The 11,808-nt window shown below is 61.6% G+C and carries 10 protein-coding genes; 5 read left to right on the forward strand and 5 right to left on the reverse strand.

The features are described from left to right. Positions 1–209 precede the first annotated feature (209 nt). Positions 210–3,095, forward strand: coding sequence for a sensor domain-containing phosphodiesterase (locus AB4N84_RS22830; protein ID WP_460043300.1), 2,886 nt, complete (start codon positions 210–212; stop codon positions 3,093–3,095). On the opposite strand, the gene AB4N84_RS22835 is transcribed toward AB4N84_RS22830, so the two are convergent. Further along, positions 3,079–3,531 carry a hypothetical protein gene (locus tag AB4N84_RS22835; protein WP_460043302.1) on the reverse strand — a complete coding sequence of 151 codons (453 nt, stop codon included), beginning with the start codon at positions 3,529–3,531 and terminating at the stop codon, positions 3,079–3,081. The two genes, AB4N84_RS22830 and AB4N84_RS22835, sit on opposite strands and share 17 nt — an antisense overlap. A gap of 97 nt (positions 3,532–3,628) precedes the next feature. Here AB4N84_RS22835 and AB4N84_RS22840 point away from each other — a divergent pair, with 97 nt between their 5' ends. The 4 genes from AB4N84_RS22840 to AB4N84_RS22855 all read left to right on the forward strand — a co-directional run bounded on the left by AB4N84_RS22840 (position 3,629) and on the right by AB4N84_RS22855 (position 6,369). Continuing rightward, positions 3,629–3,928 carry a hypothetical protein gene (locus tag AB4N84_RS22840; RefSeq protein WP_074749792.1) on the forward strand — a complete coding sequence of 100 codons (300 nt, stop codon included), beginning with the start codon at positions 3,629–3,631 and terminating at the stop codon, positions 3,926–3,928. A gap of 86 nt (positions 3,929–4,014) precedes the next feature. Next, positions 4,015–4,392, forward strand: coding sequence for a winged helix-turn-helix transcriptional regulator (locus AB4N84_RS22845; RefSeq protein WP_074749794.1), 378 nt, complete (start codon positions 4,015–4,017; stop codon positions 4,390–4,392). Between the two features lie 144 nt (positions 4,393–4,536). After that, the gene (locus AB4N84_RS22850; RefSeq protein WP_460043303.1) at positions 4,537–5,568 is read left to right on the forward strand and encodes an alpha/beta fold hydrolase; all 1,032 of its coding nucleotides are present in this window, start codon (positions 4,537–4,539) and stop codon (positions 5,566–5,568) included. Positions 5,569–5,760: 192 nt separating this feature from the next. Next, positions 5,761–6,369 (forward strand): hypothetical protein, encoded by a 609-nt coding sequence (locus AB4N84_RS22855; RefSeq protein WP_460043305.1) that lies wholly within the window; start codon positions 5,761–5,763, stop codon positions 6,367–6,369. A gap of 112 nt (positions 6,370–6,481) precedes the next feature. Here the strand turns inward: AB4N84_RS22855 and AB4N84_RS22860 are convergent, their stop codons facing one another. From AB4N84_RS22860 to AB4N84_RS22875, 4 genes are all read right to left on the reverse strand, one after another. Beyond that, positions 6,482–7,582, reverse strand: a complete 1,101-nt coding sequence (locus AB4N84_RS22860; RefSeq protein ID WP_074749801.1) for an SMP-30/gluconolactonase/LRE family protein — start codon at positions 7,580–7,582, stop codon at positions 6,482–6,484. 304 nt (positions 7,583–7,886) lie between these two features. Next, a complete protein-coding gene (locus AB4N84_RS22865; protein ID WP_460043307.1) occupies positions 7,887–9,113 on the reverse strand; it encodes a c-type cytochrome in 1,227 nt (408 codons plus the stop codon). Then, positions 9,110–10,873, reverse strand: coding sequence for a GMC family oxidoreductase (locus AB4N84_RS22870; protein ID WP_460043308.1), 1,764 nt, complete (start codon positions 10,871–10,873; stop codon positions 9,110–9,112). The genes AB4N84_RS22865 and AB4N84_RS22870 overlap by 4 nt, the downstream gene beginning before the upstream one ends. Positions 10,874–10,879: 6 nt before the next feature. Continuing rightward, positions 10,880–11,626, reverse strand: coding sequence for a gluconate 2-dehydrogenase subunit 3 family protein (locus AB4N84_RS22875; RefSeq protein ID WP_460043310.1), 747 nt, complete (start codon positions 11,624–11,626; stop codon positions 10,880–10,882). Positions 11,627–11,808 lie beyond the last annotated feature (182 nt).

Consider the following 11,808-nt stretch of genomic DNA (forward strand, 5'->3'; position numbering starts at 1 on the left):
GCAACGTTGCAGACCCTTTACCCGACCAGCGTTTCAGCAAAATCTTTCATTTCGATGCCAGCCTGCCGATAAAGAAGCGGGAGTCACGTGAAATGTCGTGAAATTCCGATTTTCCGTCGTTTATAGGCAGCAAAAACGAATATGGCGCTTGCAACCATCTGTCAGACCCCATGAAGATAGCCCAGTCCCACGCTGGCAATGGAGCGCCAATGAATTCCCGTGTCTCGAACCCTACCCAGCGCTCGCCATTCGCCGACGAACAGGCGACGCGATCACCCGACCACGGGCTGGAAGATGTGTCTTCGATGATCGACGAAACCACCCTTGAATCGTTGTTGCGCGCAGCGAAGCTGGCCGCTCCTGACTTGAGCTGGGCGGCCTACCGTGCCGGCCAGCACATGCATCTGATGGGGCAGGGCAATGCGTCGACCGAGTGGCCCCGGCTGATTGCGCGGGAAGACTTCGCCGTGTTCTGTCGCGATCATGGTTTGCAGCGCTGGGTAACGGGGCACGGCGAATCGGCCTTGGGCTGGTTACTGACCCCTGAGCGCGAGTCGGGGAGTCCGTTTCTGGTGGCGTTGGCCAGCAAGCTGGGGATGCGTTTGCAGACCGATGCGCTGGCGCGCGCCCAGGCCACTCAGCGGGTGCTGTACGAGATCACCTACCTGGCGAGTTCGACCCGTGACCGTTCGGCGTTTCTTCAGGGTGTTCATGAACAGCTGTCCACGCTGATCGACGCCGAAAACTTCTACCTGGCGCTGTACGAGAGCCACAGCGGCAAGGTCACCTATCCGTATTACATCGACATCACCGACGTTGACGCGCTGGAGGCCGAAACCCAGGAGTTTCTCGACCCGGAACGGCTGTCCATGACCGGGTATGTCCTCACCACCGAGCAACCGCTGTTCGTTGATGCCGCTGGTATCGAGCGCGCACAGGCGTCGGAGCATTTTCACTGCGTCGGGCACCGCCCCGAGTTCTGGATGGGGGCGCCGCTGAAGAATGCCTCCGACGATGTGTTCGGCATGCTCGCGATGCAAGTCTATGACGTTTCGCGGGTCTACAGCGTTGAGGATCAGGAGCTGTTTCTGGTCGTCGCCCGTCACGTGGCCATGGCGCTGGACCGCATCCTGCACCGCGCTCAGCTGGAAGAGACCGTGGCCCGCCGGACCCTTGAACTCTCGCGCCTCAACGACGCCTTGCGCAGCGAAGTCGCCGACCGCGAGCGCGCCGAACACTTGCAGAGTGCGCTGTTCCAGATCACCGAGCTGTCCAGTCAGCCGGGCGATATGGCCGACTTGTTCAAAAGCCTGCACGGCATCGTGGGCGAGCTGCTGTTTGCCCTGAACTTCTACATCGCGCTGTTCGACGATGCGACGGGGGAGGTGACCTTCCCGTACTACGTCGACGAGCGCCTGACCCGCCGACCGGAGCCGCGACGGGGTGAGCGTGGGTTCACCGAGTACGTCATTCGCCAGCGCCGTCCGTGCCTGATCGACAGTGCCGAGGCACGGCGCCTGGAAAACTCGGGTGAGATCACGCTCCAGAACGAAATCAACCGTTCCTGCTCCTGGCTGGGGATCCCCCTGTTCGACGGCGATGTCGTGCGCGGGGTGCTGGCGGTGCAGAGTTATTCGCCGCAGGTGAGTTATTCGCTTCGCGATCAGGATTTGCTGACCTTCGTCTCCCGGCACATCGACACCGCGTTGTCACGCCGCAGCGCTGCCGAGGCGATCCATACCGCCAATCTGCGGCTTGAAGCCCGTGTGCAAGACCGCACCCGTGAGCTGGATTACGCGAACGCCAAGCTGCAGCATGAAAACGCCCATGACTCACTGACCGGCTTGCCCAACCGCAGTCATTTGCAACAGCGTCTGCAGGTGGCGTGGGACAACTTCTGCGACAAGGGTCAGGAACTGGCGGTCATGTTCATCGACCTCGATCGCTTCAAGATGGTCAATGACAGCCTGGGGCATCATTCGGGCGACTTGTTGTTGATTCAGGCCGCCGACCGCTTGCGCAGTTGCATGCGTGACAGCGACCTGTTGGCGCGGCTGGGGGGCGACGAGTTCGCGGTGCTGGCCTATGCGGCGCCGCCCGACGTCACGGTTGCGATTGCCGAGCGCATTCTGCTGGCGTTCGACGTGCCGTTTTACATCGACGGGCACGCGGTGTTTTCCTCGTGCAGCATCGGTGTGGTGGGGGCCGATTTGCAGTTCCACAAAGAGCCGGCCGATTTGCTGCGCGATGCCGACACGGCGATGTACCGCGTCAAGAACGCCGGCCGTGACAGTTATGCGGTGTTCAACCAGGAAGTGCGCCGCGAAGTGTCTGACCAGATGGAGCAGGAAGGGGCGCTGCGCAATGCGCTCAAGCGCACCGACGAATTGCTGCCGTATTTTCAGCCGATCATTGATGTCGCTACCGGCAGGATTCTCGCGCTGGAAGCGCTCATTCGCTGGCGCCAGGCCGATGGCCGGGTGATTGCGCCTGGGCAATTCCTGCCCGCGCTGGAGGGGTTGCGCCTGATCGGCAGACTGGATTTCTACATGCTGCAGCAGGTCGTGGCGATGCTCGCCCAGCCCGAGCATGCGCATTGGCCGACGGTGCACGTGAATTGCTCAAGCTACAGCATCAGCCGGCCTGAGTTCGCCAGTGAGGTGCTGGGTTTACTCAGTCAACACGGCGTGGCGCCGGGGCGCATCTGCCTCGAGCTGACCGAAGGTGCACTGGTGGCGGAGCCCGAGTTGGCCCGTCAGGCCATGAAGCACCTGGCCGACAACGGTGTTTCCGTGGTGCTCGACGATTTTGGCGCGGGTTTCTCTTCGCTCAGTTACGTGCACCAGTACCATTTCAGCGGTTTGAAGATCGACAAGTCGTTCACCCTGGAACTGACCACCAGTTCCCGTAGTCGCGCCATCGTCCGCGCTATTGTGCGCATGGCCGAGTCCCTGGGGCTGACGGTGGTCGCCGAAGGGGTCGAGGACGCGGCGACTCTGCAGCTGTTGAGGGAGATGGGAGCAGGGCAAGCGCAGGGCTACTATTTTTCGATGCCGGTGCCGCAGGACAAACTGGACCTCAGTACGCTGCAATGAGCCCATCACCCGGAATGTGCGCGATCAGCGGCCAGCGGTCGTGAATGGCTGAAAACTGCAGCGGCGATGAGGCGGTCACGACATACACGCGTTGGTCGCCCGGCTCACCGGTTACCACGCATTCCAGCGCCTGCCCATCTTCCACGTCGAACCAGTGCGACACGCGCTCTGCGTCTTTCTCCATGTAGCGGTTGATCAGCCCGAATGCGCGCTGGGGACGGTATTTCGCCCAGCTGCCATTTTCTAAACTCTCCTGTCGTGCCCAGCCGCCTTGCGGCCCGCTGCCAGGTTGTTCCTTACGACGTCCCCACGGCAACCAACCCAGATCGGTGCCGTCTTCAAGCATGACCGGGAACGCCGCTTTGGGATTGGGGAAATACACCCGCACGGGCTCGTACGCCCGGTTCTTGTCTTTCGCTTCGATTCCGCCGCACATGAGCAGTCACCTTGTCGGAATGAGGTTCAGCGCCGTTGACCCTGCGCGCCCTGTTGCGTTAACTGTATATACGTACAGTTAATCGAGCAACCCCACCATGCAATTTGTCATCACCCCTCGACGCAGCAAAGGCGTTGCACTCCAGTCGGTGCCTGCAAAACGCACCGCAGCCATCCTCGGCGACCTGACCATCGCCCACCGCGTGTGCGAATCGCTGAACCGGCATTCCAACGTGGCGAGCCTGCGACCGGTCTACGGGGCGGGCGCGTTGTTACTGCCAGAACTCTACGACGCGACGGTTTCGGCGATGGCCAGAGAGGGCTTCACGCTAAGCGGGATCGAGTTCGATGGCGAGCGCTGGTACGCGCAATCGTGGTGGTGTCGTGCTGCCCAGTGAAACGCACGTCGATTGCTTGCACGGCTCGGATTGACCTCGGGAATGGGCGCTTTCCAGTGCCGTATGCCCTTGCTAGACTCCTGCCCATGTCAGACATCCCTACCAAGAAAACAGACTTCAAGGCCATGCCGACCTACGCCTTTTGCCCGGTGATTACCGCGCTGGAGGTGATCGGGGAGCGGTGGGTGATCCTTATCCTGCGTGATCTGCTGCGCAACCCCACGCGACGTTTTCAAGACCTGCAGGACTCGCTCAAGGGGTGCGCGCCCAGCACGTTGTCGACGCGGCTCAAAGCGCTTGAAGCCCACGGGTTGATCGAGCGCCGGCTGTACGAACAGCACCCGCCACGGCTGGAATACCTGCTGACCGTCAAGGGGAGAGCGGTCGGGCCGGTGGTCGCGTCGTTGCGTGACTGGGGCTTGCAGTTGCAGGCTGAAGACCCCGATTCACAATCGCCGGTGTAACGCGCGAACACGGCAGTTCATCCCTTCTTTCATTCCCCGCGCTACAACCGTCTACGCTGAGCCTGCAGCACGACGGCATGGTCTGTGACGTACATGGTTTTCCTCGGCCGCATTATTGACGTCTGATCTTCTTGGGGGAAGGCCATGAATCTGTTTCGAATGACGGGCCAGACGCTCTGCGCGCTGCTGGCGGTGACGAGTGCCTGTGTGTCCATCGCGTCTGAACAACAACTGGCGAGTATCGGCTCACTGACGATGGTTGGCGGCAAGGTCAAACAATGCTCGATCGGCTATCGCACCTACGGCACGCTGGCGGCTGACCAGAGCAATGTGGTGCTGGTGCCGACCTGGCTCACCGGACGGACGGCGGATCAGGTCGACATGATCGGCCCTGGCAAGCTCATCGACACCGATCGCTGGTACGTCGTCGCGCTGGATGCGGTGGGCAATGGCGTGTCGTGTTCGCCTTCCAACAGCAAGACCGACCCGCGCCTGAAGTTCCCTCAGTTCGGGATTCGCGACATGGTCAAGGCACAACATCGGTTGCTGGCATTGACCTTGGGCATCGATCACGTCCATGCCATCGTCGGCATTTCGATGGGCGGCATGCAGGCGTTGCAATGGGCCGTGATGTACCCCGATTACGCCAGCAACATCGTGACCATCGTCGGCACGCCGCAACCGACGGCCAACGATCTGCAGATCTGGAACGCCGAGTTGACCGCCATCGAGCGCAATCCAGGGTGGAACGGCGGAAATTACCTGCCGGGCACGCCCTTCAAAAACCTTGCCGCGCTGCACACCGAGTCGCTGTGGACGCCGGAGCATGCCGCGGCGAAAACCGTGGCGGCCAGGCGCCCCACGGAAGACCGCCTCCATGGCACGCAAACCAGCCAGAATTTCAGCGCGGTTGACTGGTATCGACAATTGCAGGCCATGACCACCTTTGATCTGGTGCGGGACGGCGACATGGCAACCTTGTCCCGCAAGATCAAGGCCCGGATGCTCATCATCACCTCCGAGCCGGATCGTCTGGTCGATCCGGCGCCCTCCAAAGCCCTGGCCGCCCAGAAACGCACCACAAAACTGCTGGTGCTGGACAACGATTGCGGGCACATGGCACCGGTCTGCGAAATGAAAAAGGTCGACCAGACGGTGAAAGCGTTCCTTGAATGAGAGACGCGCGGAGTGACCCTGCGGCGAGCGGCTGCCGCCGACGGCAAATCGGGGCCGGTATTGCCGCTCCGGTTGGCGGACAGACAAGGTCGGAGGCCTTGCAGGACGGGGCTTGCGTCATATGTAACGGCATGTGGCACCGGTTTTGCTGTGACCTGTGATACATCGATAACCTGGATAAGGAGGTGAAAGATGATCATCGGTAACAGTGCCATCCAGCACTTTGCGTCGAAAGCCGTGGCCCACACGCACTTCGACCCAACGGAGAAGGATGCGTACACCGTCAGCGCGATGGCAGGGGCGTCTGCGCCTGTCGCGGCGATTGCCGGCAGTAACGACAGTTCGACCGCAAGCAGCACTGATCAGGGCTACAACGAGTCTTTCGCCAAAATGATGGTGAACCTCAAGGCGGCCATGGCCAACACCACCGCTTCAGTGTCGGATGACGACAAAGCGGCCGCTGCGGCTGCGTTTTCGTCCAGCGCTGATAAGCAAATCGCGGCGACGGACAGCGTCACCAAAACCGTCGACAACGAAATGGCTGCGGTGGATAGCAGCGATTCCGGTGCGTCGGCGACTTCGTCGGCCAAAGAGCAGTTTTTGGCGTACATGAACCAGACCGATGCCGAGAAGGTGCGTCAGCAACTGACCGGTGTGAGCAAGGAAGAGTACGACGGCATGTCGCCGGAGCAGCAGGCGGCGGTCGACAAGAAAGTGGCCGATTTGCAGAAGCAAAAGCAGCAGATCGCTGAGCAAGAGGTCAAGACCAAGATCGCGATGGCCAAGGCTGAAATGGCTTGAGGGGTTGACTGGAAAGGTCAGCTGGGTGATTCATGAAGAGGGGCAGCGGTGTAAACCGGCTGCCCTTTTTTCTTTGCCCCTGAGCCAAACGGCTATGGGGCGGCGTTCACCCTCATTCGAAAGTGGCGCCCCGCGTGTTGACGAACAGCGAGTAGATCGAGTGGCTGCTGGCCATGAACAACCGGTTGCCTTCGCGTCCGCCAAAGCACAGGTTCGGGCAGCGTTCAGGCAGGGAAATATGCCCGATCGCCTTGCCTTGCGGGTTGAACACCCGCACACCGTCGAGCTTCTCCAGGTCGGCTTTCGGGTCGCCGTTGCCGCCCCAACCGCACCACAGGTTGCCGGCTTCGTCGCATTTCATGCCGTCGATGGCGGCAAAATCCAGCCCTTCAATGTGCTTGCGTCGGGCGCCCAGGGAGCCGTCTTCGCTCACTGTGATGGCCCAGATCAGGCGATTGGGCGTCGCACGGCCCTCGACCACATACAGGGTTTTCTCGTCCGGCGAAAAGCACAGGCCGTTCGGGCCTTTCATGTCGTCGATGACCCGGGTGACCTTGCCGCTCTGACCATCGATCCGGTACACGGCATGAGGCTGCGTCGGCGTGATCTTGTGCCCTTCGTAGTTGTTGCCGGTCTGGAAAGGCGGATCGGTGAACCAGATCGAGCCGTCGCGCTTGCAGACGATGTCGTTCGGCGAGTTGAAGGGTTTGCCGTCAAAGCTGTCCGCCAGCACGGTGATCCTGCCGTTGGGCTCGGTGCGGGTGATCCGACGACCTTCGCTGGTAGTGGTCGACCCCTCACACACGATCAAACGCCCTTGGCGATCACGGCACATGCCGTTGGAGAAGTTTGAGTTCTGGCGATACACCGTGAAGGTGTCGGTGATCTCGTCCCAACGCATGATGCGGTTGTTGGGGATGTCGCTGACCAGCAGATAGCGTCCGTCGCCGACCCACACCGGGCCTTCCGCCCAGCGCATGCCGGTGGCGAGCTTTTCGACCCCGGCGTTGAACACGCGCAGTTCCAGAAAGCTGTCGTCGAGGATGTGAATCAGAGGGTCCGGATAACGCTGGCTAAGCGGTTCCACTGCGCTGGCGATGCGGGGCAGGGTGATGCTGCCAGCGGCGGCGAGGGTGGCCGAAACAGCCAGGGATTTTTTCAGGAAACGTCTGCGACCGTCGTTGCCGGGCAGGTCAGAAAGCGTTGAGTCCATGTAGCGTTCTCCGTTGATTGTTTTTCTTACGGGCGCGCTAGTAATACCTTGTGATAAGACATCGTACAAGTGTTGCGGTGGCGCGTTAATGGGTAGGAGCGCGCTTGCCCGCGAGTGCAGTAGGTCTGGCTACGAGGCTGTTCCTGGCTCACCGCAATCGCGGGCAAGCGCGCTCCTACAGGTTTTTACGCAGTGCCGATCACGTATTTCGATGCACGTTTTAATGACGCTAAAAAATGCCCGACCTCATCTCTGAGGCCGGGCATTTCATGTCGCCAACAGCCTGTGAACCGTTGCGGCGCGGTTACTTCGCTCGCAAGGCCTCGCGCACATCCTTCACGCTGGCGCTGGACACCGCGGGCGCGGCGTTGCCCCAAGTGTTGCGCACGTAGGTCAGCACGTCAGCGACGTTATCGTCTGACAGGTTCCAGCCGAACGCCGGCATGGCCGGGGCGGTAGGCGCCGCGTCGGTGGCGCCTGCGCGACTGCCCGCCAGGACCACACGGATCAGCGACGACGGGTCGTTGCTGTTGATCAGCGGGGCCATCGCCAGTTTCGGGAACAGGTTAGGCGCGCCTTCACCATTGGGCGTATGGCACGCCGAGCAGCGGTCGGCGTAGATCGCCTTGCCTGCCACCATCGAGGCATCGGTCGCTGCAACCGGCTTGGCCGCTTCCACCGGCTTCGCGCCGTCCTTCAGGTAAACCGCCACGGCCATCAGGTCCTGATCGGTCCAGTGTTGCGACGAGTGTTCGACTTCTTCGGCCATCGGCCCGGAGGCGATGTCGAAGCGGTTGGCGCCAGTCTTCAGGTACTTGACGATGTCGTCCTCGCTCCACGCGCCAAGCCCGTCGTGGCCGGTCGAGGTGATATTCGGCGCCACCCAGTTCTGCAGGTTGGCGCCGGTCAGGAACTGGTCATTCTTGTCCCCGCCAATCAGGTTTTTCGGCGTGTGGCAGGTGCCGCAATGGCCCAGGCCTTCGACCAGATACGCGCCCCGGTTCCACTGTTCGGACTTCTGCGGATTGGCCTTGAATTCGCCTTCCTTGAAGTTGATCAGGTTCCAGCCGATCAGGCTGGTGCGCACGTTGAACGGGAAGGGTAGCTGATTGGTCTCGACCTTGTTGTCCACCGGGTCGACGGTTTTCAGATACGCGAAGATCGCCAGATTGTCCTCACGCAGGACCTTGGTGTACGCGGTGAACGGCATGGCGCCATACAAGCGTTTGCCGTCCAGGCCGTGGCCCTTGGACATGGCGTTCTGGAAGTCTTCGAAGCTCCAGCGACCGATGCCGTTGACCGGGTCCGGCGTGATGTTGGCGCCCGCCAGCTTGCCGAACGGCGTGTCGAGGATCACGCCGCCGGAAAACAGCGGTTTGCCCGGCCTGGTGTGACACGCCGTACAGTCGCCAACGGTGGTCAGATAACGGCCTTTTTCCACGATGTTGTAGGAATCGGCACCGGTTGCGGCGTGAGCGATTGAAAAGGACAGTCCGATGACGCCCGCACAAACAGTCAGAAGGGTTTTCATAGTGTGATCATCTCCCCTGGACGCTTGAGGTAGCGGGTGCGGATGGCGTCCGCCGCTTTGAAGGCCAGCGCCGCGACGGTGCCGGTCGGGTTGTAGCCAGGGTTCTGCGGGAAGGCCGAGGAACCGACCACGAACAGGTTCGGCACGCCCCAGACCTGCAGGTACTTGTTGACCGAGCTGTTCTTCGGATCGGCGCCCATGATGAAGCCGCCGACGATGTGCGAAGACTGATAGGGCGAACTGTTCCAGTGGCCGGTCTGGGCGCTCGGCACCATCTGGCGCGGGTTCATGCTCTTGGCGATTTCGCCGACCTTGCCCGTGACATACGCCGCCATCTTGCGGTCGTTTTCCGGGAAGTCGAAGGTGATGCGCAGCAGCGGACGCCCCAGCGGATCCTTGTAGGTAGGGTCCAGCGACAGGTAGTTGGTGCGTGTGGCATAGCTGCTGGCTTCACAGCCGATGGACATGGTGCTGGCGTAGTTCTTGACCGTGGCCTTCTTCCATTCCGAACCCCAGGCAGGTGTGCCGGGTGGCAGGGGGCGCGAGTCGATAGGCGCGGCGCCGATCGGCGTGACCCGCGTGCTGCCGCCACCGACGAAGCCCAGGCCCGAATGGTCGAAGTTGTCGTTGTTGAACTCGTCGATCCCCATGCCGATGGCGCCGCCACCGATAAACGGGTTGAAGTTCTTGTCGTCGAAGAACATGCGCACGCTGTTGGCGGTCTGGTACGCGTAGTTGCGGCCAGTCGTGCCGGTGTTGGTGACCGGGTCGTACGGTTGGCCGACACCGGACAGCAACATCAGGCGCACGTTTTCAAAGATGAACGCGCTGATCACCACCAACTCCGCAGGCTGTTCCCACTCTTCGCCATTGGCGTCCATGTAGACGATACCGGTGGCGCGTTTGCCGCTGCCGTCCATGGTCACGCGCAGGACTTCGCAGTTGGTCATCGCGGTGAAATTCGGCTTGCGGATCAGCACCGGCAACACGGTGGTGATGGCGCTGGCCTTGGAGTAGTTGGCGCAACCGTAGTTGGTGCAGAAGCCGCAATAGGTGCACGGTCCCATCGCGACGCCCAACGAGTTGACGTAAGGCTGGGACACCAGCGCCGATGGCACCGGAAACGGCTTGTAACCCAGGTTTTTCGCGGCTTCGGCAAACAGTGTCGGCGCGTAGGTCTGTTTCGTCGGCGGGTTGGGGTACTCCTCGGAGCGCGCACCCTCGAAGGTGTTGCCGCCTTCCTGAATCACGCCCTTGATGTTGCCGGCCTTGCCCGAGACGCCTGCCAGGCGGTCGAACTTGGTGTAGAACGGCTCCATTTCTTCCCAGTCGGTGCCCCAGTCTTGCAGGGTCAGTTCCGGCGACAGTTCCTTGCCGTACCGTTCCTTGAGGTGCGTGGCCAGATGGAATTCGTGAGGCTGGAAGCGGAAGGTGATGCCCGCCCAGTGATTACCCGCGCCGCCTGTGCCGTTGCCGGGGTGGAAAGAACCCCAGGCGCGCATGGGTAGCGCTGTCTCGGTGACGCTGTTACGAATGGTCGTGGTGTTTTGCCGGGTCCTCAGCATCAGTTCCTGGCGACGGGAATAACGCAATTCGTCGGCCGCCGAGGCGATGTTGAAGTCCGCAGCGGTGTCGCGCCATGGCCCACGTTCGAAGCCGATGATCGTCAGGTTTTCGTCAGCCAGTTCATTGGCGATGATGGATCCGGCCCAGCCGAGCCCGACAACCACGACGTCCGTGGAAGGTAGTTTTTTGGCCATGTCGAATTAACCCTTCTTGGTCCAGGCGGAGCTGCCGATGATGGAGAGCGGCACGAGGTCGAGCTTCTGGTTGTGCAGGCCGATGTACTCGCGGTAGTCGTAGCGGGCACCGGGGAAGCCAATCATCTTCCACGACACCATGTCGCGGTTGCCGCCGTAGACCGGGTCGGCGAAGAAGCCTTCCATGGTGTTGCCCAATATCTGCTGGAAGAACAGCTTGGCGTCGATGCCGTCCAGGGCGATCTCGCCTTTTTCCAGGCCGACAAGGACCTTGTCCTGTTCTTCCGGGGCAAGGGCGGCGAAGCCCTTCTGGAACTGCTTCTGGCAGTACGCCTCAAGCCCGGCCAGGCCAAGGCGGTAGCGGTCGCGGGGCACGAACTGCGACTGATCGCCTTGCATCGGCGTGCCTTTTTCGAACGGGCCCTGCATGTACAGACGGCTGAACGTGCCGTATTCACCGGCCAGCTGGCGGTCGATGAACACCGCGCAACCGGCGTCTTTGCCGCTTACGCTCAATTCATCGGCCGGAATCAGGCGCGCGACAATGGCTTCGACCGCCGTGGCCTCGGCAGCACTGAAGAACTGCCAGCCTGGTGTGTCGTAGTGCATCGGACCGTTGTGGTCGAAGGGCACCCATTGTGGCACGCCGACGACGGTGGCGGCCTTGGCCGTAGCGGCAGCACCCACGGCCAGCGACGCTGCTGAGGACTTCAGCAACTGCCGGCGGGTGAAGCCTTTGGATTTCTCTGTCATTCAGGGCTCCTTGCGAACGCACCCGTCCAAGGGCCATGACGGGCACGGTCCAAAGGCGGGCGGCGTTAAAAGTGTCATTCACGGTTTTGCACGACAGCGCGAGGTGTCGTGCGGTCGTCTTTGCGGCGGGTGTGACATTAGGTCTCTGGCGAGCCCGCGAGCGAAAGGCGCACGCTAGGCGG

It is taken from the genome of Pseudomonas sp. S2_H01, from assembly GCF_054668305.1.